Below are 26142 nucleotides of genomic sequence, written 5' to 3' on the forward strand. Positions count from 1 at the left end.
CGGTAAAAATGCTACATTTGTATAATGAAATCTCTTTTTAGCAGATTTAAAAATTTAAATTTTTGGTTTTATGTCAAAATTTGGAGAACTAATAAACGCTCAGGTACCTGTGTTGATCGATTTTTACACAGACTGGAACGAATCATCCGTTTTAATGCACCCTGTTATTAAGGATGTTGCAGCAGCGCTTGGTGATAAAGCCAAGGTAATTAAAATTGATGTAGATAAAAATCAGGAATTAGCTGAAGCTTTACGAATTAAAGGGCTTCCGACACTGATGATTTATAAAGAAGGGCAAATGATCTGGAGACAGTCCGGTGAGTTGGATGCCAATACAATAATTGGGATTGTTCAGGAACAGTTTGGTTCATAATTAATCCAAAGTTTTTTAACGGACAACATCAAATACAAAACCATTTTCCTTTAGGAAACTTAAAGTTTTAGGTAACGCAAATTTTAAATTTTGCGATGCTTTTATACTGTCATGAAAAACAATTACACTTCCTGATTTTACATTTTTAGTTACGTTTTCAAGACATTTTTGAGGAGTGATACTTTGATCAAAATCGGCACTCAGAACATCCCACATTACTATTTTATAGCCTAAACTTCGTAGAATTTTAGATTGTGCTTTTTTGATTTTTCCGTAAGGCGGACGAAACAATAAGCCATTCATTTTTTTTTCATTAGCTAAAATAGAGGCGCAATTTTTTACATTCTCAATATAATCGTTTGTGTGGCTTTTCCATCCGTTTAAATGGTTCATGGTGTGATTGCCTATAGAATGACCCTCAGCGATTAATTTTTCAAATAAAAATGTATTGGCATTGATGTTTTTTCCGATGCAGAAAAAGGTGGCTTTTGCGTCGAATTTCTTTAATTCAGATAAAACCCAGTCAGTTACTTCAGGAGTAGGGCCGTCATCAAAAGTGAGGTATATTTTCTTTTCCTTGTTCGGAATATCCCAACAATATTTAGAAAATATCCTTTTTATGAATGAATTTGTTTTTACCCAATAAAAGCTCATTTTGAAACAATTTAGAGATATGTAAAATTAAAAAATGCGGTGCTATTTAACTAACAGCACCGCATTTTTTTAATTACTATATTTTTCGTATATTATTCTTTTTCTCTTCCAAAACGTTCAAAAACATTTACATAAGTGTTGAAAGTCTTTTTGTGATTGTTGTAAAAAGCAAGGTCTTTGTTTGTTTTCATGACCTGAAGAAGGCTTCTGTAACGTTCAATATCTGTTATGATGTCAATAGCTAAATCAGATTGATCTGTAGGGCTAAGCGTAGCATAATAATTTAAGTTATCTTTGTATTTCTGAACCAGTTTATTAAGCAAATCCTGTGCTTTTCCTTTTTCGCCAACTTTATAATAGCCGTCTGTAAAAGGTTCTACTAAAGAATAATATCCAAATTTGTCCAACGGCATTTTTGTAATAGCCAGACTGATGATGTTTTTGGCTTTATCTATTTTGCCTTCAGCAATAAGCTGATTCATTAAACGGGAAAGGTTTGTACGATAAGTGATGCTGTTTCTTCTGGTTTCAGGATCGTGATAAATATTACCGTTGCTGTTGCCCCAATCCCATTTGGTTACGATATCGTACATTTTGTCTGCATCAATTTGTCCCATGTCCATTGGTCCTCCGTCTTTTGAAGGAACGTTTCTAATTGGGACTAATTTGTATACCATTCCATCAAGCTGCAAATAGTCTTTTAGCCATAAATAATCTTCATCGTCAAAAGCACCACCACTGAAATAGATTGGTCTTTTCCAGTTGTTATTTGCTAAAATGTCTAACATCATCAGGCGATTTTTGTAAATAGCACTTCCTTTGATATCTATATCCATGTAAGGTACAATAGAATCATTGTATTTTGGGTTGACTACTTTGTTTTTGATAATTGTGTTTTTATCAACAGGAATCCTGATTTTATTTGTTGGAAAAAAATGAATTATCTGTCCGTTTTGCAAAGGAACAGTTGATTTTGGGTTTTTGATAAAACTGATAAAATCATTAATATTCCATCGGGTTTCTACTTTTGGGATATGAGCTACATAGTCCAGTTTATCTCCTACATATTGATCGTGCGTAAATGATATTGGCAGAGGGTTTGATTCGTAAGCTTTGGCTTTCATCTGATCGATATACCAATCAGTCATGAAGAGACTTGTGTTTACGATTTTTACGTCAGTTCGAATGCCTTCAATTTCCTGTGCATACCATAATGGGAACGTATCGTTGTCTCCGATGGTAAATAAAATGGCATCTTTATCACAAGAACTGAGGTAAGCTTTTGCCATTGCAACAGCAGTGTATCTGTTTGATCTGTCATGGTCATCCCAGTTTTGAGAAGCCATTAAAACAGGAGCGGCTAATAAGCTTGCGGCTATAATAACCGGACCGGCAATTTTTGGAGCAAGATAATTCTGAATGGTTTCATATAGTGAATAAACGCCAAAGCCGATCCAGATGGCAAATACGTAAAATGAACCTACTAAGGCATAATCTCTTTCACGAGGTTCAAAAGGTCTTTCGTTAAGGTAAATTTTCAGTGCAATTCCAGTAAATAAAAATAGCGTTAAAAGCACATAAAAGCTTTTAAGGTCTTTGTTAGCGTGGTACATCAGTCCGATTAAGCCTAAAATAAAAGGAAGGAAATAATAGGCATTTCGGCCTTTGTTGTTTAATACATCAGACGGTAAATTGTCTTGTGAGCCTAAATGTAATGAATCAAGGGCTTTGATTCCACTTATCCAGTTACCGTCTAAGTTGTCGTATTTTCCCTGAACATCGCTTTGTCTTCCTACGAAGTTCCACATCAGGTATCTCCAGTACATGTATCCGAACTGATATTCAAACATAAAACTGAAATTATCAACAGTCGATGGTTTTTCGATAATTAAATAATCGCCATAACTTCTCAGGAATTTTACATATCCTTCATTATCGATTTGTTTTTGAGCATAAGCCTGTCTGAATTCGTGAACGGTTTTTTCAACTTCATTGCGTAATTGGGCAATAGCTTTGTTGTATTCTTCTTCGTTTAACTGTTCTGCATCAATTCCGTATTTTGCCAAATCTTCCTCATAAGGATAGTTTGGGTTTATTTTGAATTGAGGAGGATTTGTAAAATTGATGTAGTTTTGGATATGACCATTTTCGGTACTCCACATTCTAGGCAGAATTGTTTTCTGGTTGTCATCAGAATTTTGATCTGCATTTTTATAATTATTGGTAATGATGTATTTGCCTGTTTTGTAGTCTCTTTCGTAGTTTGGTGCCTTGTCCGAATAAGGGTTTTTGGCATCTAATCCTGCAAAAACTTCAGTGTATTGTGGACCGTAAAATAAAGGATTGACTCCGTATTGTTCACGATTATAGTAAGCCAAAACCTCTGTAGCATCTGATGGTTTGTTCTCATTGATAACCGTATTGGCATTTGCGCGTACAGGCAACATCATCCATGTAGAAAAACCAATCAAAATAAATAAGATACAAAGAATAATAGTATTATAGAAAATCAGTCCTTTTTGTTTGGTGAATTTCAATCCAAAATAAAAGAAAGCGATAAAAAGCAAAGCAACGAAAATGGTTCCTGAGTTAAAAGGAAGACCCATGCTGTTTACCATGAAAATTTCTGTTTTTCCAAAGAAAGCCATGGTTAGCGGTAGAAGCAGTTTGAAAATGAATAACAAAATTCCAATAACAACTATATTAGCGATAATAAAGTTTTTTATGGTAACTTTTTCGTAGTGCTTAAAGTAGTATAAAAAGCCTATTGAGGGTATGGTTAACAGGGCCATGAAGTGAACTCCAAACGAAAGGCCCACAACAAGAGAAATGATTAATAGCCATTTGTTTCCTTTTGGTTTGTCCATATCCTGTTCCCAACGCAATCCAAGCCAGAAAAGCAATGCAATTAGCAATGAAGCCATAGCGTAAACTTCGGCTTCGACAGCATTGAACCAAAAACTGTCTGAAAAAGTATATGCTAAAGCTCCGACAAAAGAACTTCCTAAAATTACAATTGAATTATTTTGATTGATTTCGGTAAATCGACCTATCATTTTTTTCAAAATCATAGAGGATGACCAGAACATGAATAAAATAGTAAAAGCACTAGAAAAAACAGACATCATATTTACCATTAATGCTACATGTTGATTGTCGATTGCAAACATGGCAAAAAAAGCTCCCATCATTTGGAATAAAGGGGCTCCGGGTGGGTGGCCAACTTCAAGTTTGGCTGCGGTAGCAATGTATTCACCGCAATCCCAGAAACTCATGGTAGGTTCAACAGTTAGTGTATAAGTAATTAAAGCGATTGCAAATGCAAACCAACCAATAATTGTATTCCATTTATTGAAATTGAATTGTGCCATATTTGGGTGTTAAAATTTTGAATGTTTTCTATCTTACAAAGAAAATGTTTTTTTGTGTAAAGAAACGAGCATTAACAAAAAATTCTGCAAAAGTATTTAAGAAAAGTAAGTTGTTGTTTTTGAGATGTTTTTGATGTTTTGGTAGGGTTTAATATTGAAAAAAGAGTATAAGAATGATTTTTTTTGGTCAAAAAGTTTGTATAAACTAAATAAAGGCTTAAATTTGCACTCGCTTAACAGCGCTGCTGGTCTATGGTGTAATGGTAACACTACGGTTTTTGGTGCCGTCTTTCTAGGTTCGAGTCCTAGTAGACCAACAGAAAGCCTCTCAGAAATGAGAGGCTTTTTTTATTGAAAAAGTTTCTTTAAAAATTTGTGTAAATTAAATAAATTTTTAATTTTGCACCCGCTTAACAGCATTGCTGGTCTATGGTGTAATGGTAACACTACGGTTTTTGGTGCCGTCTTTCTAGGTTCGAGTCCTAGTAGACCAACAAGTAATAAAAAAATCCTGTGAACATAATGTTTACAGGATTTTGTTTTTTACAGTAAATTGAAAAAACGATTTCTTCTGAGATTTTTAAAAATGACAAAGGCCTGAAATTTTCAGGCCTTTTAGTTGGATTAAAATATATCTAATTATTTATTTTCTTCTTTTTTAATGTCGTTTACGTATTTGGTAAGTTTTTTACCATAGAACGAATTTGCAACTTTAGGAGTCATAGATTTTTGAATGGTATCCAAAAATTTGATATTGATGTCATAGATTTCTGCTAAGGCAATATATGGGGCAATTTCATGATCTTTGTTGTTGATAGCAAAGTTTGTAGCGAATAGATATTTTCGTTTTGTGTTTGATTCGCCTTTTGCCGTAATGCTGTCAATTGCTTTTTGATCTTGTCTTTTTAATGCTTTGAACTTGGCTTCAATTAAATTAAGGCTTTCGTCTTTAAAACGAGAGTTTACTTTTTGGTATTCTTCATAAAGTTCCTGATTTTTTGACCCCGTAATTTTAGCACCATTTATAAAATTATCAAGGTTGGCTTCGATGTTGATATTTCCGGGCTCAGCAAAAAACATAATATTGTTATCTAGTGAATTGGTAACTCCTCGATCGAGGAATAAATAAAGCATTTCCGGAGATTCAAGTTTTATAGTGGTTTCAAAAGCAGAGTTGCCTTCAATTTTAATACTGTCTATGGCTACCAGGGCAGTGTCAACAACTTTCTGGATGTATAAAGTTCCATTTTTTAACCCTTTTACATTTCCTGTAAGGTGTAAACCGTCTGTCGTTTCTTTTTTATCACATGAGACAGTTACTAAGGCAATTGCAATAAATGCAACAATTAATTTTTTCATTGTTTTTTAGATTTTGGTGCAAAATAAAGAAATTTTTTAAATGGAGGAGTTTGGAGGTTTAATTTTTCAGAAATTAATATTAAAGCCCTCTTAAGTTAAAGTTTTGCCATTTCTGTTTTTTAAATAATCGACAAAAAACTAAGTGTTATCTTTGCAGGCTTAAATTTTAAAATAAAATTAATGTCTCAAAAGAATGTACTGAAAGGTGTTTTTCTGGTGGCTTTAGGGGCTACAAGTTATGGTATGCTGGCTACTTTTGTAAAAATGGCTTATGATGAAGGTTTTACAACAGCCGAAGTGACTAGCTCTCAATTTATATTAGGTATTTTGGGTTTGTTGTTGATTAATATTTTTCAAAAAGTAAAGCATAAAGACAATGTGGTAAAAGCTACATCCAAAAATATTTTTAACTTAATGTTTGCAGGAACTTCAATGGGAATGACCAGCTTATTTTATTATCTGGCTGTAAAATATATTCCGGTTTCTATAGGAATCGTTTTGTTGATGCAGACTGTCTGGATGGGAGTTTTGCTCGAAATGATTTTAGAAAAAAAAATCCCTTCGCTTCAGAAAATAATTGCTGTTTTTATTGTGCTTGGCGGAACTGTGCTGGCAACTAATATTATAAATAATGATGTCGAATTAGATTGGAGAGGAATAGGCTGGGGGATTCTGGCTGCGGCATCTTTTACAACAACTATGTTTACAGCCAATCGTGTTGCTGTTGGAATTTCATCTGCTCAACGTAGTTTGTACATGCTTTTGGGCGGCGCTGTTATTGTTTTTTCTTTTGCTTTGGCTACACAAAATACCCCTTTCAATTTTTCAATTTTTATGAAATGGGGAATTGTACTTTCGTTGTTTGGAACGATTATTCCGCCAATGCTTATGAATGCAGGTTTTCCATCAACCGGAATTGGTTTGGGAAGTATTGTTTCTGCACTTGAGCTTCCGGTTTCAGTAACTATGGCTTTTGTATTGTTAAACGAAAAAGTGATTTTGTTGCAATGGGTTGGTATTGTGCTTATTATTTTGGCAATTATTTTAATGAATATTAATTTTAGAAAAGACGCTCATTTGTAATTGTTTGTAAAAAAAATCATACTTATAAGCAGTGGTTTTTAAAAATTTATTAAATTCGTGTTAAACTCTGATTTACATGGATTTACCTTGGCATTTATATTTAATGGCTTTTTTATATATTATTGCCGGAATCAATCATTTCAGGGTACCGGAAGTGTATCTTAAAATCATTCCGTCTTATTTTCCGAATCCCAAATTATTAAATATTTTAAGTGGAGCTGCCGAAGTGATCTTAGGCTTTCTCCTGACTTTTCCGTTTTCGAAACATTTTGCTGCCTGGGGAATCATAGCTGTTCTGATTGCTGTGTTTCCTGCAAATATTTACATGTATCAAAACAGAAAAGCAAGTTTTGGTTTGCCAAAATGGATTTTATTGTTACGTATGCCGCTACAACTCTTATTGGTTTTGTGGGCATACCAATATACCCTTTAACTATTAACCATTTAATTTAAATTATTTATTATGAAAAAATTATTTGCAGAGTTTTTTGGAACCTATTGGCTTGTTTTTGGAGGATGCGGAAGCGCCCTTTTTGCAGCCGGAATTCCTGAATTAGGAATTGGATTTGCAGGTGTTTCGTTAGCGTTTGGTTTGACGGTATTAACGATGGCGTATGCTGTAGGGCATATTTCGGGAGGGCATTTTAATCCGGCTGTGTCTTTTGGGTTATGGGCAGGTGGGAGATTTTCGATAAAAGATTTGATTCCGTATATCATTGCGCAATGTATAGGTGCTCTCGCTGCAGCAGGAACATTGTTTGTTATCTGGTCCGGTAAAGCCGGAAATGTTATAGATAATACGAAGGCAGGTGCTTTTGCTTCTAATGGTTTTGGAGCTTTTTCGCCTGATGGATATTCGATAACATCTGCTTTTATTGCCGAGTTTGTGCTTACACTGTTTTTTTTGTTGGTAATATTAGGAGCGACAGATAAATTTGCAAACGGAAAATTTGCCGGAATTGCAATCGGATTAGCATTAACCTTAATCCATTTAATAAGTATTCCCATTACTAATACTTCGGTAAATCCGGCCAGATCCTTGTCGCAAGCTGTTTTTGCAGGTGGAGAGCCTTTGTCGCAGGTTTGGCTGTTTTGGGCAGCGCCGATTTTAGGAGCCATTGTTGCAGGATTTATCTATAAAACAGTATTGCAAAATCATGAACCAGAATAGTATTTTTGTTTTTTTAAAATTAAAAAGAGAAAATCAAGCGATTGGTTTTCTCTTTTTTTATGAAACTTAATATTGAAATTTAGATACTATAAAAAAACGGTTAAATCATTAAAAAAATCATACTCAATCTGATGAACTAATTATTTTTTTTATTAATATTGATACTGAAATTGAAAATCAATCTATTAATCATTAACCCTCTATTTTGAATTAATTTTCACGAGATGAAAAAGAGTAACCGTAAAGAGTTGAACTGGGAGCAAACTGAAAAGCTCGTTTCCCTGGCATTAGAAGAAAAAAATCCATTTGAGATTATAAAAAAGGAATTTGGACTGTCAGAAAAAGAAGTTCTGGAAATAATGAAAAACAAAATGCCTCTTGAAAAATTTGAGATGTGGAAAAAGAAGGCAATTGCAAATAAACCAAAACCAAAACCGATAAAAATAGACGATTTTGATGAAGATTTGGACGGAAAATATTACATAAAAAATAAACTTGATTAATCAAAAACTCCTGAATTGCAGGAGTTTTTTTATTTCTATCTTTACTGTAACAGTTTTGCATTTTGTAAGACTTATACAAAAAATTAAACGCTGAAATAAATGAGAAAAATAATTTACACATTAGCCCTGGCTGTTACAATCTGGAGCTGTAAAACGGGAACGACTGGTGCTTCTAAAAATAATGTAGCTGTAAATATTAATCTGGTAGACGTAAAAGATGATAAGGTTCTGGTAACCGTAACGGCGCCCGAGATTAAAACAGATGAGATAATTTACAGTATTCCTAAAACTGTTCCGGGGACTTATTCTACAGATAATTACGGAAAATATTCAGATGATTTTAAAGCTTTTGATGCAAAAGGAAATACATTAACTGTAAAAAGACTTGATGATAATTCATGGTCTATTTCGGATGCTAAAAAATTAAAAACAGTAACTTATTTAGTTGGGGATACTTTTGATACAGAAAAGGGGACTGGTTTTGGAAATGATGATGTGTTTTCTCCAGCAGGAACAAACATTAATGCAGGTGTAAATTTCTTAGTAAATACGCATGGTTTTGTGGGATATTTTAAGGATAAATTAGATATTCCGTATAAAGTTACGGTTACGCATCCTGAAACCCTTTGGGGAGCAACTTCAATGACTGATGAGGATGCAAGTAATACAAGCGATGTTTTTACAACGCCTAGGTATGCTGTTTTGGTAGAAAATCCAATTATGTATTCTAAACCGGATTATACCACATTCAATGTTAACGGAATGGATATTTTAATAGCGGTTTATTCTCCAACGGGTAAATTTACTGCAGAAAGTATTACGCCTGAAATGAAAACAATGATGACAGCGCAAAAAAACTTTTTAGGAAAAGTAAACGCGACTAAAAAATATACCGTTTTGGTGTATTTGTCAAGTATGGCAAAAGATGATGCTCATGGTTTTGGGGCTTTAGAACACCCGACAGTTACGACAGTAGTTTTACCGGAATCAATGCCAAAAGAGAAATTGGTTGAAACTATGAAAGATGTGGTTTCTCATGAGTTCTTTCATATTGTGACTCCATTAACAATTCACTCAAAAGAAATTCAGTATTTTGATTATAATGCTCCAAAAATGTCTGAACATTTATGGATGTATGAAGGTGTAACAGAATATTTTGCCAATCTTTTCCAGATTAATCAGGGATTGATAGATGAAGCTGAATTTTATACCCGAATTGCCGATAAAATTGAGCATGCAAAAGGTTTAGATGATACGATGTCTTTTACAGTAATGAGTAAAAATGTTTTAGAGCAACCCTATAAAGATCAATACTTAAATGTATATGAAAAGGGAGCCTTGATCGGAATGTGTATCGATATCATCATCAGGGAGAAAAGTAACGGTGAAAGAGGAATTCTTGATTTAATGCAGAAATTATCAAATGAATATGGCGTTGAAAAACCGTTTAATGATGAAGAACTTTTTGATAAAATCACAAAATTAACCTATCCTGAAGTGGGAGAGTTCATAAAAAAATATGTTGCCGGAACAACTCCGATTCCTTATGATGAGTATTTAGCAAAAGTGGGTGTTTCAAAAGCATCTGAGAAAAAACCGGGTTCTATTTTTATAAAAGGACAGGTTCCATATATAGGAGTTGATCCTAAAACAAAAGAAATAAGTGTTCGTCCTGATGTAGAACTGAATGTGTTTTTTACTAATTTAAATCTAAAACCGGGAGATATTATTCTTTCAATCAACAGCAAGCCGTATTCATTAGATAATATTTATGATTTAATTGGTGAAAGTGAAAACTGGAAAGAAAATGACCTGATAACGGTTCAGGTAAAGAGAGCAGGTGTTGAGCAAACCATAAAAGGAACTGTAAAATTCCCTTATGAAGAAGCAGAAACTTTTAAAGCAACCGATCCTTCAAAAGAAAAACTCAAAAACGCCTGGTTAAAAGGTTAAATTAAAATAAAACTGGAATTAAAAAAAGCCTCGAACGAATATGTTTGAGGCTTTTCTGGTTTTATAGCAACTGATTAGTTTTTTAAATTTTTTTCTAAAAACTGATCTTGTTCCCAAAGCAAGTGCAGGATGTTTTCTTTAGCAACATAACCGTGAGATTCTTTAGGCAGGATAACCATTCTTGCCGGAGCACCTAATCCTTTTAATGCCTGAAAATAACGTTCTGTTTGTAAAGTGAAAGTACCCGGATTATTATCGGCTTCTCCGTGAACTAATAAAATCGGTGTTTTCATTTTTTCTGCATTCATAAAAGGAGACATGGTGTTGTACACGGTTGGAACTTCCCAGTAATTACGTTGTTCTGTCTGAAAACCAAAAGGAGTCAGAGTTCTGTTGTAGGCACCACTTCGTGCAATTCCACAAGCAAAAAGATTAGAATGAGTTAATAAATTTGCAGTCATAAAAGCACCATAAGAGTGTCCGCCAACAGCAACTTTCTTACGGTTAATATATCCTAACGCATCAACGGCGTTTATTGCTGCTTCAGCATTATCAACTAATTGTGTGATGAAGTTGTCGTTTGGTTCTGTTGTACCTTCTCCAATTATAGGGAAAGCAGCATCATCCAAAACAACATATCCTTTTGTTACCCAATATACAAATGAACCATAATACGGAAAAGTAAATTCATTTGGATTCTGACTTGTTTGACCTGCGCTGTTTTTGTCTTTGTATTCTGCCGGATAAGCCCAGATTAATAGTGGAAGTTTTTCCTTTTTTGCTTTATCATATCCTGCAGGCAGATATAAAGTTCCGGATAATTCAACACCATCTTTACGTTTGTATTTGATAACTTCTTTGCTGACATTTTTGATACTCTCAAACGGATTTTTAAAAGTGGTAATCGGAGTTAGATTATTTTGTTTTTTGATATTTCTGAAGTAATAATTCGGATAGTCATTTTTTGACTGAATCTGGACTAAAACTTTTCCGCTTTTAAAATCCTCGATTTCCAAAATATCTTCTTTTTTATCTTTGTAAGCAGAAGTATAAAGGCGATTGGTTTTTAATGTTTTTAAATTAAAGGCATCAATAAAAGGAAATTGCCCTTCTTTGGTAAAACCTTCGCCAATACGGTAAGCATTCTCATTTTCAATTGCCAGAACATATTTATTGTATTGGTTTTTTCTGGTTTCAAAAGTTCCCGGATCAGAATAAATGTCCTGAGAATTTCGGTCTGAAATCACTTTAGGTTCCTGACCTGCATTAGAAGGATTTATCAGATATGTTTTTGTATTTCGTGTGTCATACCATTCATCATAGACAATTGCTGTATTGTCATTTCCCCAGATAATGCTACTGAATCTTTGAGGTGTTTTTGTTAATGTAACAGGGTTATTTGTAAATGGTGCGTCCCACAGGAAAATTTCGTCTCTAAAATCTACTTTGTTTGCCGGATTTCCTTCATCCAAAGCAACCACATAATATAAAGTGGCCGGTTTGTCGTTTCGCCATGCCATTTCTCTTTTTCCTTTTCTGACAGCCATAAAGCCTTTTGGCATTATTTCGTTTAACGGAACTTCGTTTACTGTTTTTATTTCTTTACCATCTTTATCGTAAACTATTGTTTTAGATGGAAATCTGTTTAATGGAACAACATAAGAAAAAGGTTTTTCAATAGTGGTCAGCATAATATAATTTCCGTCAGGAGAGATTCGTTCTCCTGCATACATTGCTGCTTTTTTGAACAAAGTCGCAGTTCCGTTAAGGTTTACTTTATATAATTCAGAAGTAACAATGTTTTCAAAATTAGCCTCATCATTTTTGTTTTTCAGCATATCCGGATACGTTCTGTTTTGGGATTTTTCTCCGGAAGTGTTTGAAATAATTGGCCCTGTCGGCAGGTCTTTTTTAGAATCAAGCAATGGTTGTCTGTCTTTAGGAAGCATTTTTACCAAAATGGTTTCGTTGTCCAAAAACCAGCTGAAAGGATTTCCAAGATTAGCGTTTACAGTTGCGTCTGTAAGTCTGGTTGCTTTGGCACTTGCCACGTCTAATACCCAAAGTTCAACACCAGATTTTGTGGTGTGCGAAAACAAAATCTTTTTGTCGTTAGGAGACCAAAGAATATTACTTATTTTGGGATTTTCAGGTAAGCCCGAAACCTGTATCTCCTCTTTGCCGCTTATTTTTCGTATTTTGAAATTGCTCACATACGTTACAGTACTCGAAATGTTTGTTATGGGATTAATTCTTAAACCTCCCAGACGAAGTTCTTCCTGATTTAGATCGTCTAAAGTTTTATAAGTACTTCTGTAAGACAAAAGCATGTACTCTTTTTTTGTGTCCATTGATACAGTAGGAGCTCTTTCATAATCAGCCAAATCCAAAATTGATTTAGGTGGTTTTTGATACGTAAGGTTTTCTTGTGCAAAAGCAAAACCGAGGCTTAAAAATAAAAGCAGTGTAACTTTTAATTTCATAGTTTAAATTTTTATGTTAAAATAGTGGATGTATTTGGTTAGACTAAAGTATTGTAATTTTGTTACATTTTTATTGTCTTCATCGTGTTTTTTAGATTTATTAAACAAAAGAGCTTTTTTTAAAACATGTAAAAGAACTGTGATAATTTTGAAACAAAATAGAATTGTTAATTACGAAAAAAGTAGTAATTTGTACCTTAATGTTTTAAAGTATACTTAAATTTGCAGTCCAATTTTTTAATTAATAATAAAAAAATATGTATCATTCAAGAATAGCGGGCTTAGGATATTATGTTCCTTCAAATGTGGTGACAAATGAGGATTTGTCTAAGATTATGGATACCAATGATGAGTGGATTCAGGAACGAACAGGGATTCAGGAACGCAGGCATATCATTCGCGGAGAAGACACGACAACGTCGATGGGGGTCAAAGCAGCTAAAATTGCTATAGAACGTTCTGGTGTTGCCAAAGAAGATATTGATTTTGTAGTTTTTGCTACACTAAGTCCTGATTACTATTTTCCTGGGCCGGGAGTTTTGGTACAGCGTGATTTGGGATTAAGGACTGTTGGGGCTTTAGATGTCAGAAATCAATGTTCTGGTTTTGTGTATGCAATATCTGTTGCAGATCAATATATTAAAACCGGAATGTATAAAAATATTCTGGTAATTGGTTCAGAAGTACATTCAACAGGATTAGATATGACAACCCGCGGGCGTGGAGTTTCAGTAATTTTTGGAGACGGGGCTGGAGCGGCAGTGTTAAGCCGTGAAGAAGATTTGACCAAAGGAATTTTATCAACGCATTTGCATTCAGAAGGGCAACATGCCGAAGAACTGGCTTTGCAGGCACCGGGAATGGGTGCACGCTGGGTAACGGATATTATTGCGGATAATGACCCGAATGACGAAAGTTATTATCCTTATATGAACGGACAGTTTGTATTTAAAAATGCAGTCGTTCGTTTTGCCGAAGTGATCCATGAAGGTTTAGAAGCAAATGGTTTACAGGTTTCGGATATTGATATGCTGATTCCACATCAGGCAAATTTGAGAATTTCCCAGTTCATTCAAAATAAGTTTAAATTGTCTGATGACCAGGTACATAATAATATTCAGAAATATGGAAATACGACTGCGGCATCAATTCCGATCGCATTAACAGAAGCCTGGGAACAAGGCAAAATCAAATCAGGAGATACTGTAGTTTTAGCAGCTTTCGGAAGCGGGTTTACCTGGGCAAGTGCAATTATCAAATGGTAAAATAATCATCTTACATTATATTTTTTTTAAACCTGCTTCTTATTGGGAGCAGGTTTTTTTATACAGATTTGTCAGGCTGAGCGGAGTCGAAGCCTACGTTCCAATAGGAGCGCCCTTCGACTTCGCTCAGGGAGACAAGACTTTGAGGATTGTATGTGTTTTGTTTCTATTTGTCAGGCTGAGCGAAGTCGAAGCCCATTCCAATTGGCACGCTCTTCTATTTAATATTTTAGGTTAAATTTCTTGCTTTTATTTTTTTAAATAGAAAATGAAGAAAAGATATTACGTCTATATTTTGAAATGCTCTGATTGAAGTTATTACACAGGAATGACAAACGATATAAATAGAAGACTAAATGAACATAATTATGGTTTAAATAAAGAAAGCTACACATTTAATAAAAGACCTTTAGAGTTGGTATTTTGTACAGAGTTTAATGATGTTATCCAAGCCATCGCATTTGAAAAGCAAGTAAAATGATGGAGCAGAAAAAAGAAAGAAGCTATAATAAAAGATAAAAGGGAGGATTTGAAAAAACTTTCTCAATGTTTGAATAAAACAACTCATAAAAATTTTAATAAAAAGGATGTTTAGTAGTAAATTAGCCGTCGGTTTTGTTCATTAGAACACAGGCGACTTGTTAGGCTGAGTGGAATCGAAGCCCACGTTCCAATAGGAGCGCCCTTCGACTCCGCTCAGGAAGACAAAGATTGAACATAATTGTTTTTAAGTTTGTTATACTGAGTGAAGTCAAAGCTCATTTAATAAAATACAAATGAAAAAAAATCAACTAGAGATAGCTTGTTTTAATTATGAATCGGCGTTAATTGCTCAGGCAAATGGCGCGGACAGAATTGAGTTATGTGAAAATATGAAATTGGGAGGAACTACGCCAAACTCAATTTTAGTGGTAAAAGTCCGTGAAAGTATAGAGATAAAGATGCATGTCATTATTAGGCCTCGAGGCGGTGATTTTGTTTATTCTGATGAAGAGCTTACAGAAATGAAACAAGATATCAAACAGTATAAAAAACTAGGCGTTGACGGTTTTGTTTTCGGAATTTTAAACGAAGACGGAAGTGTCAATAAAAAGAAAAATCAGGAATTAGTCAATTTAGCTCATCCTCTTTCCTGTACTTTTCATCGTGCTTTTGATGTGGTTAAAAATGTTGAGCAGTCTTTAGAAGATGTAATAAATTGTGGTTTTAAAACCATTTTAACTTCCGGACAGCAAATAAATGTGGAAGAGGGAATTTTCAATTTAGAGAAAATTCAAAAATTAGCCAATTACAGAATTGAAATTATGCCTGGCGGAGGATTACGATCATCAAATATTAAATTATTGCAGGATAAATTAGAACCTACTTTTTATCATTCATCAGCCATTACAGATAATACAGAAACAGCAAATCCCGAAGAAATAAAAGAAATTCGAAATTTTTTATAAATGAATCAATAAAAAAGTCCTGAAGTTGGCAAACTTCAGGACTTTTTTCTACAAGTGTTTATTAAAATTAAACTGATTTAAGTAAGAAAGTATTAAAACATTCCGCCGCCACCTTTATTAGTATTGTCTTCTCTTTGTTTACGCTGCAAATTTTTGATTTTTCCTCCGCCAAAATTATAGGTTAACCCCAAATAAACGGTTTGGCTTTCCCATGTAAATTGTCCTGATTGAGGGTAAGGATACTCAGTGTCAAAAGCATATTTCATAGTGTTGAAAACGTCATTAAAACGTAAACTTATATTCATTTTGCTGTCTAATAAAGTATAGCGTGAGCCAATATCCATTTTGTACATTTGTTTTCTTTCCTGCTGAACGTCTTCAACTGGTCCTCTGTAGAATCCAAATAATAAAAAGCTTAAGCGTTTTGAAGCTTTAAAGTTAGAGTTCATTCTGGCATTAAAGGCAGAAGTTGTTACAGGGCGTTCAGTTGCTATATTTTCATTTTTTATAGGATCATAAGTAAAAACTACCCCTTGTTGTTTAATGCTTGAAAAATCAATAGAAGGCTGAATATCCCACCATTTAGTTAATTTGTAGTTTAATGAAACTTCAAATCCATAAGCCGTATTATGATCGTAATTCGTGAAGCTTAAAATTTGTTTGTAACCAGGATTACTCGGGTCTGGACTCAAAGTTCTGCTTATTTGATCATTGATACTTCTAAAAAATACACCAGTTGTAAAGCTTCCTTTTTCCATTGTTTTGGTATAATTTACTTCAATAGAATTGGTAAACTGAGGTCTTAGGTCTGAATTTCCTACTGAAGTTACTAACGGAGTCGAAAACTCACGAAAAGGCTTAGTCTGCTCTAAACTTGGTCGGTCTACACGACGACTGTAACTCAGCTGCAAAATGTTTTTCTCATTTAAATTATACGTCAAATAAGCAGATGGATAAAGTGTGATATAATCATCGTCAAATTTATCCTGACCGTAATTTAAGTTAGCAACAACTTTATAGCTCTCAAAACGAGCTCCTAACTGATAACTGAATTTAGTGAATTTTTGCCCAAAAGTTACATAAGCAGAATAAATATCCGTGTCATAAGTATAATAAGAAACTTTATCAGTAACTAATGGATTGTCTGTTGTGTAGTTATTATCTGTCCTGGTTAATCTGGCTTCTGCACCTGCCTCAAAAGTGGTTTTTTCGTTTAAAGGATTTACATAATCAACATTCAAAGTGGTCAGCTTTCTTTCGTCATTTATAAAATCATTGTACACCACACTGCTGGATGTATTATCCGTTTTTGTAGTTTCAGTATCAAAAGAAGCATTCTGGGTTTCTTCAGTGTCACTATAGTTTCCTTCAAAATCTAAGGTGTGACCTTCTTTTTTGAAGATATGTTTATAAGCAAAATTATAAGTCCCGGTTTTGTTTGGTCCCTGATACTTTGATTTTTGGTACATATTGACAATGTTATCAGGTGAATTAATGTAGTCAATATCAGTATTCACATGACCAAGACCTGTCGCTTTATTTTGAGTAGTATAAAAAGACAAAGTGTTATGGTCATCAATTAGATAATCCATTCCAACTTTGTATAAGTATGAATCGTCTTCGTTGGTAATGTCTAAATTCTGGGTAATGGTTTTGTCGGTTTTTGTGATAAATCCGTCGTTAAAATGAGTTCCAAAATTATTACCAGCGTTTCCAAAGAAGTTTACTTTGCCGGTTTTATAATTCAAATCTAAAGACTGATTGTATTTTGCAGTTTGTCCAAAGGTAATTCCGCCGCTGTAAGTCCCGTTAAAACCGGTATTGGCATTTTTGTGCAACACAATATTAATGATTCCCGACATTCCTTCCGGATTGTATTTGGCGCTCGGATTTGTAATCAGCTCAATTTTTTTGATAGAAGTTGATGGAATCTGTTTTAGCAATTGAGCAGGATCGAGATTTGTTGGCCTTCCGTCAATTAATACACGTACATTATCGTTTCCGCGAAGCGAAAGTTTTCCGTCCTGATCTACATTTACAGATGGAATGTTGTTCATGATATCAGATGCAGAAGCACCCGCAGTAGTTAAGTCTTTACCAACATTGATTACTTTACGGTCTGTTTTTTGTTCAATCGTAGAACGTTCAGCTACAATATTTACACCTTTAAGTTGCGTTGCTTCTTCTTCAAGAGAAATATTTACAGTTGCAGATTTTTTGTTTTCACTTAAAATTAGAGACCCGATATATTTTCTGAAACCTATATATTGTATCTCAATTGTATAACTTTTTAAAGCCAGGTTTTTAATTGTAAACTCTCCGTTGTCGTCTGTGTTTACGCCCGAAACCACTTTTCCATTTTCTTTAATGGAAACCGTAGCATACGAAATTGGAGCATTATTTGATTTTTCAGTAATTTTTCCGGTAACTGTTCCCGAATTTTGGGCTTTCGCTGTTGCAATTACCCCCAGTAATGCGAACAGAAAGAATTTTAATTTCATAATTTGTTAATTGATTATTTTGATTTGATTGATGATGATTGTGTTTCAATTTTTTTAATAAGACCTTTTTGCTTACGATTTGTTACAAAAAATGAACAGGAAAAAAATATTTTTTTTCAGATGTGTTGTTTTGTAGGAGATTAACGCTTTGGGTTTTTGATAATTTTAACAATTAAGGCAGATGCGATTTTAAGGATTCCGAATTATCAGTCATTATTTAATATGTTTTTCGTTTTCTCTAATTGATGAATAAGCAGTATATTTGCTCACTTTAAAATAAGTTTACATGTCATTATCACAAATTCTTACACCTTCTATACAAAGCGCCATTCAGGCATTATTTGATGTTTCTGTTGATAAAATCGAATTTCAGGCTACCCGAAAAGAGTTTGAAGGCGACATTACAATGGTTATTTTTCCTTTATTGAAAGTGATTAAAAGCAATCCGGCAGAATTGGGAAATAAAATCGGAACTTATCTGGTTGAAAATGTGGCAGAAGTAGCCCGCTTTAATGTGGTTTCAGGTTTCCTGAATATTGTGATTTCAGATCGTTATTATTTGAATTTCTTTAATGAAATAAAAGACAATAACAGGTTTGGATATGTTACCCCAAACCCTGAAGAGAAGGCTGTAATGGTAGAATATTCTTCGCCAAACACTAATAAACCTTTGCACTTAGGTCACGTTCGTAATAATTTATTAGGCTATTCTGTAGCCGAAATTTTGAAAGCGTCTGGTAAAAAAGTATACAAAACACAAATCATCAACGACCGTGGAATCCACATCTGTAAATCGATGCTGGCCTGGGAGAAATTTGGAAACGGTGAAACTCCGGAATCTACTGGTTTGAAAGGTGATAAATTAGTTGGTAAATATTATGTAGAGTTTGATAAAGCTTATAAAACAGAGATAAACCAATTAATAGAAACCGGTAAAACTGAAGAAGAAGCCAAAAAGCAAGCGCCAATTATTGTTGAAGCGCAGGAAATGCTTAAAAAATGGGAAGCTGGTGACGAAAAAGTAATTGCGCTCTGGAAAAAAATGAATCAATGGGTGTATGACGGTTTTGCTACAACTTACACCAATCTTGGAGTTGATTTTGATAAATATTACTACGAAAGCAATACTTATTTATTAGGAAAAGATGTCGTGCAGGTTGGACTTGACAGAGGGGTTTTTGAAAAAGATCCTGATGGTTCAGTCTGGATTGATCTGACTGACGAAGGTCTGGATCGTAAAATTGTATTGCGTTCTGACGGAACTGCGGTTTACATGACACAGGATATCGGAACTGCAATTCAGCGTGTAAAAGATATGCCGGATGTTGGCGGAATGGTTTACACGGTAGGTAACGAGCAGGATTATCATTTTAAAGTGTTATTTCTAATTCTTCAAAAGTTAGGATTTGACTGGGCTTCCAGCTTGTATCATTTATCATACGGAATGGTTGATTTACCTTCCGGAAAAATGAAGAGCCGTGAAGGAACTGTGGTAGATGCTGATGATTTGATGAATGACATGACAGCTACAGCCAAACAGATTTCGGAAGATTTAGGAAAATTAGATAGTTATTCTGCTGAAGAAAAGACTAAATTATATCAGACAATCGGTCTTGGAGCTTTAAAATATTACATCTTAAAAGTAGATCCTAAAAAGCGTATTTTGTTTAATCCTGAAGAGTCAGTTGATTTTGCTGGTAATACAGGTCCGTTTATTCAGTATACTTACGCAAGAATCCAGTCGATTATCCGCAAAGCAGATTTTGATTTCTCTGCGAAAACAACCATTGAAGAATTGCATGAAAAAGAAAAAGAACTGGTAAAACAAATCGAATTGTTCCCAGAGGTAATTCAGAATGCAGCTCAGAATCACAGTCCGGCTCTGATAGCCAATTATACGTATGACCTTGTTAAAGAATATAATTCATTTTACCAATCGGTTCACATTTTGGGTGAAGCCGATCTGATTAAAAAAATCTTCAGGGTACAGCTTTCTCAAAAAGTTGCTGAAGTTATCAAATCAGCGTTTTCATTATTAGGAATTGAGGTTCCGGAGAGAATGTAAAACTTATAAAAATTAAATTTAAAAGAGCCAAATAGCTGTAAAAAAGCTGTTTGGCTCTTTTTTTTACCTGTTAAGAAAAGATGTTTTTTGCTATATAAAGGTTTATGTGTTATGATTGAATTTTCTGCTAAAAAAAATATTTTTGAATTTGTAAATATGCTTTTTATATCTATGTTTACAGTAAGAAAATTTGGTTTAAATTTTCTTGTAAATTCAAACCTAAATAAATAATTGTCAATATCGAGTAAGCTGAAAATCGTAAGAGTAAGCAATAATTTTAAACCCAAAACAATGATTAAAAAACAAACTTTTAAATTACTGACACTTTTATTTGTGTTTGGTACAATTTCAATTAACGCACAGGATTTAGTTGCGCCTTCTTATGGTTTTTCACACAGTGAAACAGCTTATATAACTTTGGCCGACGGTACCGAAATAAATGGAACGATTAAAGATATTGACAGAGATGAAGGATTGATTGAATTTATAAAATTACAAGACGGAACAGGAAAAAAACATAAACTTAAACCTGAAGATATCAAATTTATGTATTTGCCACCGAGCGGACTTGATAATTTAGGTAAGAAATTAAATTTTGTTTCTGATTTCAAAAAATGGAATGATGAAAAATTAAATCAGACTCACTTAAACGCTGGTTATGCTTATTTTGAAACTACCGACGTGAAAATTAAAAAGAAAAGCACTAAATTGCTTATGCAGCTTCTTAACCCTTCATTTAGTAAAGAGTTCAGAATTTATTGCGATCCTTATGCAAAGAAAACAACTTCATTAGGAGTAGGAGGAGTAAAATTTGTTGGAGGAGATATTAAATCTTTTTATGTAGCAAAAAAAGATGAACCTGCTTTTTTACTTAAGAAAAAAGACTATAAAAAAGAATTTGTGCCTTTGTGGAAAAGCTGTGAAAAGCTAATTGCAGAATCTTCTGCAGATCCAAAATGGACAGATTTAACAAAACATGCCATTACATATTCTGAGTGTGCACAATAAATAGAAAAAAGCCGGTAATTTTCAATTAATTACCGGCTTTTTACAACTAACACAAAACAATTTATTTTACAAACTTGTCAATAATCACATCAGTTTCTGCTTTTGTTGCGTTTGGTTTCAAATCAAACAAAAGTGAATAAAGTGATTTTTTATCAACTTTGGCTTCCAGGTTCAAATCTTTATGTCTTTCAAAAAGTGTCTGCCATTTGTCGCGTACATTTTTCCAAAGCGCATTGTTTTCTTTCCACCATTTTTGACCAGCAAGACATTTACTGTCAGCAACTTTAGTGTAAACATCCATTCCTTTCTCTTCAGCAAGTAAAACATCTTTTCCGCTGTCATTTCTCACTAATTTTTGGTTATCCTGCTCATGATTCCAACCTGTTGAGGTAATTTCGTGAATGTTTCTTCTTTTTAAAACATTATAATCGTTACGTTTTGTGTGCTCTCTTCTTGGCAGTGGAGCATCGGTTACATTTGCCCAGTAATCCTGACCGTCTACATGAACCCAGGTTGCAGTTCCTTCATATCTAGGGCTATCATCTACCTGAAATACTTTTTGAGTCCATTGTCCTTTTACGGCTTTTTTATCCAGTTTTTTATATTTCCATGAAGTGTTTTTGTCAAATAAATACAGGTCCGTGTTTTCGTATAGCCAGTCCTGTCTCCAGTGTTTGATAATCATGTCATCACTTACAATTAACAAATGCTGCATGGAGATTTTATTAGGAGAATCTTCTATTAATTCTACCCATTCCAGAGCTGATTCGTGTTTCGTTTCAGATGGCTTATAACTAAGAGAATCTTTTGGGTAAGAAAAAGTTTCTGTGAAGTTAAATTTTACTTCATAACAGCCACACATGGATTTGATTGACTTAATATCCTGCTGTTTTTTGTCCTGGCTGAAACCTGAACTAAAAGTTAAAGCCATGAGGGCTGAATAATAAAGGCTTTTTGTAATCATAACTATTTTTATTATGGTTTTAAATTTTTTTGGCAAATATATAAACTTTATTTAGAATAAATAAAAATAATTATATATTTGCAATAGTTATTAAGACTTAATAAAAATAATGAAAATTAGAATTACCCTTTTTACTATCGCATTTTTTTGTCAGATTTCTGTTGCTCAGGAGCTTCAAAAAGATAGTATTCAAACAAATGAATTATCAGAAGTTAAGGTTATCACTGCAACCAGAACAGAAAGGGTACTTTCATCATTGCCTTTGCCAATAACAATTATTACATCTGAAGCAATTATAAAATCGGGTGTTACGAGATTGAATGAAATTTTAAATGAACAAACGGGAATTATTTTGGTTCCTGACGAAAGTGGTTTTGAAGGAATCCAGATGCAGGGTCTGGATGCAGCTTATACCATGATTTTGATTGATGGTCTGCCACTTGTAGGGAGAAGTTCAGGAGTTTTGGATTTGTCCAGGATTTCTGTTGGAAATATTGAGAGAATTGAAATTGTAAAAGGTGCATCATCAGCTTTATATGGTTCTGAAGCAATGGGTGGTGTTATCAATGTAATTACAAAAAGACCAGTAAAAGATATGTTTGCGGGCGGTCTTTCTTATAGATATGCAACATTCAATACCAGTGACGCCAATGCTAATTTGCTTTGGAAGAAGAAAAAATTTTCGGCTAATTTGTTTGCCAATTATTATGCAACTGACGGATTTGACCTGAACAAAAGTTCGGTATTAAAAAATGTAGAAGGATATTATAACACCACAATTCAGCCAAAATTATATTACGATTTTTCAGAAAATCTGAAACTAATTGTAAGCAATCGTTTTTTTAATCAGAAATCGGATAATGCTGCTGAAATTGAATCCCAAACATATAATGGAGAGGCAAAAGAAAATGAATGGAACTCACAAATTAAATTAGAGCACAAATGGAGCGCAAAAGTATATTCGGAATACGAAGTATATGCTACCAATTACAAAAATGATTCGTTTTTGAATGATGAAAATAATATACAGTTTGAAAAAACATATTACGATCAATGGCTTTTCAGACCGGAAGTCAGAACTACTTTTTCAATAAAAAATGACAAATTAACTGCTGGAGTTGGTTTAAATTATGAAACCCTGGACAGAACCTATTTTGAAAGTAATGTAAATTTTAATTCTCAATATGTTTTTGTTCAATACGATTACAACCCATCAGGAAAATTGAATATTCTTGCCGGATTCAGATATGACAATCATAGCGAATACGCTTCGCAGTTAAGTCCGAAACTAGCGGTGAATTATAAGTTTAATAATAATTTCTCTTTAAAATCTTCAATTGGGTATGGCTATAAAGCGCCGGATTTCCGTCAGTTGTATTTCGATTTTACAAATCCGTCTGTAGGATATACGGTTTTAGGTTATAATGTCGCTGAGGCTCGTCTGGATCAGTTTGAAGAGCAGGGACAGCTTTTGTCGAGAGTAGCCGGAATTAATTTTGACAAGCCATTAGAGGCAGAAAGTTCTGTTAATTTCAATTTTGGAACTTATTATAAAAGGAATAAGCTAAGAATGGATATCAATGCCTTCTATAATTTGATTAGTAATTTAATTGATACACAAGTAGTTGCTCAGAAAACAAACAGTCAGAATATTTTTAGTTATTCTAATTTCGACAAAATTTTCACCTATGGTATAGAGTATAACTCAACGTATAGTTTTACCAAAGAGTTCTCTTTATCATTGGGATACCAATATTTAATTGCTAAAAATAAAGATGTTGTTGACAATTTTGAAGATTACCAGTATGTCCGTAATTCAGAATTACAAACTTTTAAAATTAGTAAATCAGATTATTTTGGAATTTACAACAGATCAAAACATACAGCCAATCTTAAAGTTTTGTACACGATTCCGAATATAAAAACCGATATCAATTTGCGTGTTTTTTATAAAAGTAAATACGGAATGTTTGATAGTAACGGAAACGGTATTCTGGATAAATACGACAAGTTTGTAAACGATTACTTTTTAACCAATTTATCAATTTCAAAATCTGTAACTGATAAAGTAATGCTTCAGGCAGGTGCTAATAATTTATTTGATTACACAGATCCGGGACAGATTCCGAGCCTTGCCGGAAGACAATTTTTTGCACGAATTCAATATAACTTTTAATTAATATTTATTTAAACACTTTTACACAATGAAAACAAAATTCTTAAAACTTTCGCTTTTAGCATTATTTATTTTCACAGCATCATGCAGTAGCGATGACGATAATAGCGATAATACTATTCCGGCAGTTGAAACTAAAAAAGTTTCTGATCTTAATGCAACATCTACTACAGCATTTACAAAATTCAGTTTTTCTGAAAATAAAGTTGTTACCGATGATAATTGGGATATTGCTTTTAGTGCGACAACTATTCTTGTAAATGGAGGAACTAAAAAAACGGAAGCTGAACCAGCAAGAACCGGATCGGGAGCAGTAAGTATTGTTTCGGGTGTATTTACCGATGTTACAACATTTCCAGAGGCATCTACTTTTAAACAAGATGCAGCTACAGTTTATGCAATTCCTACAGGAAGCGGAAACGGATGGTATAATTATGCTAATACTGTTATATCTCCAATTGCAGGGAAAGTATTTGTTGTAAAAACTCACGATGGTAAATATGCAAAATTCGAAATTTTAAGTTATTATAAAGGGGCTCCTGTAACTCCAGACCCATCAAAAACAGAGGATACCAGATTCTATACTTTTAATTTTGCTTATCAGGCCAATAGTAGTACAACATTCTAACGGGCAACAATATTAAACTTTTCAATTAGTTAATAACTTGGTTTTTTTTATTTTTTTTTGGAGAGGCTGTCCGATAAGGGCAGCCTTTTTTTATGCAGCAAATTTTAGGGATTGATTTTGCGTTGGTTGTTTTATGAAAAAATATTCTGTTGCGGTTTTAAAAAGGTAAATTTCGACTTCTACAACTCTATTTCGAACTCGCATAGAAAATTTTATATGAGTATTATGCTTTTTATTGTTATTTGCCACCATTTTTCTAAAATTGTGTCCAATAGCCATCAATAGAAATTCCATTTCTACTTTATCTAATCCTTTGAAAGTAAATCGATTAAATTTATTATTGCTTTTTAGCTGTCCAAAGACGGCTTCAACTTCTATTGGGCGTTTACTTCGATGTTCGAGTCCTTTTTCACTGGTAAGGAGCTCTCTTGCTTTGGCTCTTAATTGGTTCAGACGGTGGTTTACTTCTATTGTTCTGTTTCCTTTGGCTTGATGGCACAAACTTCTAAGTGGGCATCCATCACATCTTTTTACTTGATAATAAGACACTTGTGATTCATATCCATTGGCCGATGTCCGTTTTCCCCTGCCAATGTTTTCCATTCTTTGTCCCATTGGGCATACATAAAAATCCTGCTGTATATTGTAGAACAAATTCTGGACAAGAAACGGGTTGTCCTTCATTTTTTTCTTCTGTTCTTTATGAAAATAATTATACTTAACATAGGCTGTTATTTCTTTATTTTCAAGCATTTCGTAGTTTTCTTCGCTTCCATAACCAGCATCGGCTACAACTGTTTTACTTTGTTTTTGATACATTTTTTCAAACTCTTCCAGATGGGATTTTAAAGTCGTAGTGTCGTTAGGTGTTTGATGGATGGTTACATTTGTAATGAATTGATTTTCTGTGGATATCTGAGGATTGTATGCAGGTTTTAACTGTCCGTTTTTCATATGGTCTTCCTTCATTCTCATAAAGGTAGCCTCAGGATCAGTCTTGCTATAGGAGTTCCTATTGCCTAAAACCACTAAATCTTTTTCGTATTTTTCGAGCTTTGGAAGATGTTCTTCTTGAAGTTTTTGAAGCTCTTTGGCTGTTTTTTTGTTTGGTTCTTTGAGTTTTTTATTTAGTTCAGC

General features: G+C 33.7%; 20 protein-coding genes and 2 tRNA genes. 15 read left to right on the top strand and 7 right to left on the bottom strand.

The features are described 5' to 3' along the window. Window positions 1-70: 70 nt before the first annotated feature. Window positions 71-373 carry a thioredoxin family protein gene (locus AAEO57_RS02840; protein WP_163407737.1) on the top strand — a complete coding sequence of 101 codons (303 nt, stop codon included), beginning with the start codon at window positions 71-73 and terminating at the stop codon, window positions 371-373. A gap of 15 nt (window positions 374-388) precedes the next feature. On the opposite strand, the gene AAEO57_RS02845 is transcribed toward AAEO57_RS02840, so the two are convergent. Then, window positions 389-1027: a polysaccharide deacetylase family protein gene (locus AAEO57_RS02845; RefSeq protein WP_341689329.1), complete on the bottom strand. Its 639-nt coding sequence runs from the start codon at window positions 1025-1027 to the stop codon at window positions 389-391. A gap of 92 nt (window positions 1028-1119) precedes the next feature. Continuing rightward, window positions 1120-4398: a glycosyltransferase family 117 protein gene (locus tag AAEO57_RS02850; RefSeq protein WP_341689330.1), complete on the bottom strand. Its 3279-nt coding sequence runs from the start codon at window positions 4396-4398 to the stop codon at window positions 1120-1122. 246 nt (window positions 4399-4644) lie between these two features. Between AAEO57_RS02850 and AAEO57_RS02855 the strand changes: the two genes are divergently transcribed. Both AAEO57_RS02855 and AAEO57_RS02860 read left to right on the top strand, forming a co-directional pair. Further along, a tRNA-Gln gene (locus AAEO57_RS02855) sits at window positions 4645-4715 on the top strand. A 106-nt stretch (window positions 4716-4821) separates the two neighbouring features. Continuing rightward, window positions 4822-4892, top strand: a tRNA-Gln gene (locus AAEO57_RS02860). Between the two features lie 145 nt (window positions 4893-5037). Here the strand turns inward: AAEO57_RS02860 and AAEO57_RS02865 are convergent. Next, window positions 5038-5757 (bottom strand): DUF4369 domain-containing protein, encoded by a 720-nt coding sequence (locus AAEO57_RS02865; protein WP_341689331.1) that lies wholly within the window; start codon window positions 5755-5757, stop codon window positions 5038-5040. A 180-nt stretch (window positions 5758-5937) separates the two neighbouring features. On the opposite strand from AAEO57_RS02865, the gene AAEO57_RS02870 reads away from it, so the two are divergent. From AAEO57_RS02870 to AAEO57_RS02890, 5 genes are all read left to right on the top strand, one after another. Beyond that, window positions 5938-6840, top strand: a complete 903-nt coding sequence (locus AAEO57_RS02870) for an EamA family transporter (RefSeq protein ID WP_341689332.1) — start codon at window positions 5938-5940, stop codon at window positions 6838-6840. 76 nt (window positions 6841-6916) lie between these two features. Beyond that, entirely contained in the window at window positions 6917-7273 is a 357-nt protein-coding gene (locus AAEO57_RS02875; protein WP_341689333.1) for a DoxX family protein, read from the top strand. 30 nt (window positions 7274-7303) lie between these two features. Then, window positions 7304-8011: an aquaporin Z gene (gene aqpZ / locus AAEO57_RS02880; protein WP_341689334.1), complete on the top strand. Its 708-nt coding sequence runs from the start codon at window positions 7304-7306 to the stop codon at window positions 8009-8011. Window positions 8012-8235: 224 nt separating this feature from the next. After that, on the top strand, window positions 8236-8514 hold the full coding sequence (locus AAEO57_RS02885) for a DUF2805 domain-containing protein (protein ID WP_341689335.1): 279 nt from the start codon (window positions 8236-8238) through the stop codon (window positions 8512-8514). Window positions 8515-8613: 99 nt separating this feature from the next. Then, on the top strand, window positions 8614-10467 hold the full coding sequence (locus AAEO57_RS02890) for a M61 family metallopeptidase (protein WP_341689336.1): 1854 nt from the start codon (window positions 8614-8616) through the stop codon (window positions 10465-10467). Window positions 10468-10541: 74 nt separating this feature from the next. Here the strand turns inward: AAEO57_RS02890 and AAEO57_RS02895 are convergent, their stop codons facing one another. Beyond that, window positions 10542-12950: a S9 family peptidase gene (locus tag AAEO57_RS02895; RefSeq protein ID WP_341689337.1), complete on the bottom strand. Its 2409-nt coding sequence runs from the start codon at window positions 12948-12950 to the stop codon at window positions 10542-10544. 257 nt (window positions 12951-13207) lie between these two features. Between AAEO57_RS02895 and AAEO57_RS02900 the strand changes: the two genes are divergently transcribed. The 3 genes from AAEO57_RS02900 (at window position 13208) to AAEO57_RS02910 (ending at window position 15663) form a co-directional block, all read left to right on the top strand. Beyond that, the gene (locus AAEO57_RS02900; RefSeq protein WP_341689338.1) at window positions 13208-14215 is read left to right on the top strand and encodes a 3-oxoacyl-ACP synthase III family protein; all 1008 of its coding nucleotides are present in this window, start codon (window positions 13208-13210) and stop codon (window positions 14213-14215) included. A gap of 328 nt (window positions 14216-14543) precedes the next feature. Further along, on the top strand, window positions 14544-14696 hold the full coding sequence (locus tag AAEO57_RS02905; protein WP_341689339.1) for a GIY-YIG nuclease family protein: 153 nt from the start codon (window positions 14544-14546) through the stop codon (window positions 14694-14696). 295 nt (window positions 14697-14991) lie between these two features. After that, on the top strand, window positions 14992-15663 hold the full coding sequence (locus AAEO57_RS02910) for a copper homeostasis protein CutC (protein WP_341689340.1): 672 nt from the start codon (window positions 14992-14994) through the stop codon (window positions 15661-15663). Window positions 15664-15755: 92 nt separating this feature from the next. Here the strand turns inward: AAEO57_RS02910 and AAEO57_RS02915 are convergent, their stop codons facing one another. Further along, complete coding sequence (locus AAEO57_RS02915; protein WP_341689341.1) at window positions 15756-18164, bottom strand: TonB-dependent receptor; 2409 nt, start codon at window positions 18162-18164, stop codon at window positions 15756-15758. A gap of 286 nt (window positions 18165-18450) precedes the next feature. Here AAEO57_RS02915 and argS point away from each other — a divergent pair, with 286 nt between their 5' ends. Both argS and AAEO57_RS02925 read left to right on the top strand, forming a co-directional pair. Next, on the top strand, window positions 18451-20229 hold the full coding sequence (argS, locus tag AAEO57_RS02920; protein ID WP_341689342.1) for an arginine--tRNA ligase: 1779 nt from the start codon (window positions 18451-18453) through the stop codon (window positions 20227-20229). Window positions 20230-20520: 291 nt separating this feature from the next. Next, window positions 20521-21237: a hypothetical protein gene (locus AAEO57_RS02925; RefSeq protein WP_341689343.1), complete on the top strand. Its 717-nt coding sequence runs from the start codon at window positions 20521-20523 to the stop codon at window positions 21235-21237. Between the two features lie 61 nt (window positions 21238-21298). Here the strand turns inward: AAEO57_RS02925 and AAEO57_RS02930 are convergent, their stop codons facing one another. Continuing rightward, a complete protein-coding gene (locus AAEO57_RS02930) occupies window positions 21299-22201 on the bottom strand; it encodes a DUF6607 family protein (RefSeq protein ID WP_341689344.1) in 903 nt (300 codons plus the stop codon). A gap of 109 nt (window positions 22202-22310) precedes the next feature. Between AAEO57_RS02930 and AAEO57_RS02935 the strand changes: the two genes are divergently transcribed. Both AAEO57_RS02935 and AAEO57_RS02940 read left to right on the top strand, forming a co-directional pair. After that, window positions 22311-24377, top strand: coding sequence for a TonB-dependent receptor plug domain-containing protein (locus AAEO57_RS02935; protein ID WP_341689345.1), 2067 nt, complete (start codon window positions 22311-22313; stop codon window positions 24375-24377). Between the two features lie 28 nt (window positions 24378-24405). Then, window positions 24406-25005, top strand: coding sequence for an HmuY family protein (locus tag AAEO57_RS02940; protein ID WP_341689346.1), 600 nt, complete (start codon window positions 24406-24408; stop codon window positions 25003-25005). Between the two features lie 90 nt (window positions 25006-25095). Here AAEO57_RS02940 and AAEO57_RS02945 read toward each other — a convergent pair. Next, a partial coding sequence (locus AAEO57_RS02945; protein ID WP_341689347.1) for a transposase occupies window positions 25096-26142 on the bottom strand: 1047 nt, incomplete at its 5' end.

Origin of the sequence: Flavobacterium calami (assembly GCF_038290035.1) — a bacterium.
GTDB lineage: Bacteria > Bacteroidota > Bacteroidia > Flavobacteriales > Flavobacteriaceae > Flavobacterium > Flavobacterium calami.

Coding starts and splice junctions, on each gene's coding strand:
- AAEO57_RS02940 (WP_341689346.1), top strand. CDS start 24,406: ATGAAAACAAAATTCTTAAAACTTTCGCTTTTAGCATTATTTATTTTC.
- AAEO57_RS02935 (WP_341689345.1), top strand. CDS start 22,311: ATGAAAATTAGAATTACCCTTTTTACTATCGCATTTTTTTGTCAGATT.
- AAEO57_RS02905 (WP_341689339.1), top strand. CDS start 14,544: ATGACAAACGATATAAATAGAAGACTAAATGAACATAATTATGGTTTA.
- AAEO57_RS02870 (WP_341689332.1), top strand. CDS start 5,938: ATGTCTCAAAAGAATGTACTGAAAGGTGTTTTTCTGGTGGCTTTAGGG.
- AAEO57_RS02910 (WP_341689340.1), top strand. CDS start 14,992: ATGAAAAAAAATCAACTAGAGATAGCTTGTTTTAATTATGAATCGGCG.
- AAEO57_RS02900 (WP_341689338.1), top strand. CDS start 13,208: ATGTATCATTCAAGAATAGCGGGCTTAGGATATTATGTTCCTTCAAAT.
- AAEO57_RS02850 (WP_341689330.1), bottom strand. CDS start 4,398: ATGGCACAATTCAATTTCAATAAATGGAATACAATTATTGGTTGGTTT.
- AAEO57_RS02930 (WP_341689344.1), bottom strand. CDS start 22,201: ATGATTACAAAAAGCCTTTATTATTCAGCCCTCATGGCTTTAACTTTT.
- AAEO57_RS02895 (WP_341689337.1), bottom strand. CDS start 12,950: ATGAAATTAAAAGTTACACTGCTTTTATTTTTAAGCCTCGGTTTTGCT.
- aqpZ (WP_341689334.1), top strand. CDS start 7,304: ATGAAAAAATTATTTGCAGAGTTTTTTGGAACCTATTGGCTTGTTTTT.
- AAEO57_RS02925 (WP_341689343.1), top strand. CDS start 20,521: ATGATTAAAAAACAAACTTTTAAATTACTGACACTTTTATTTGTGTTT.
- AAEO57_RS02840 (WP_163407737.1), top strand. CDS start 71: ATGTCAAAATTTGGAGAACTAATAAACGCTCAGGTACCTGTGTTGATC.
- AAEO57_RS02865 (WP_341689331.1), bottom strand. CDS start 5,757: ATGAAAAAATTAATTGTTGCATTTATTGCAATTGCCTTAGTAACTGTC.
- argS (WP_341689342.1), top strand. CDS start 18,451: ATGTCATTATCACAAATTCTTACACCTTCTATACAAAGCGCCATTCAG.
- AAEO57_RS02915 (WP_341689341.1), bottom strand. CDS start 18,164: ATGAAATTAAAATTCTTTCTGTTCGCATTACTGGGGGTAATTGCAACA.
- AAEO57_RS02890 (WP_341689336.1), top strand. CDS start 8,614: ATGAGAAAAATAATTTACACATTAGCCCTGGCTGTTACAATCTGGAGC.
- AAEO57_RS02845 (WP_341689329.1), bottom strand. CDS start 1,027: ATGAGCTTTTATTGGGTAAAAACAAATTCATTCATAAAAAGGATATTT.
- AAEO57_RS02875 (WP_341689333.1), top strand. CDS start 6,917: ATGGATTTACCTTGGCATTTATATTTAATGGCTTTTTTATATATTATT.
- AAEO57_RS02885 (WP_341689335.1), top strand. CDS start 8,236: ATGAAAAAGAGTAACCGTAAAGAGTTGAACTGGGAGCAAACTGAAAAG.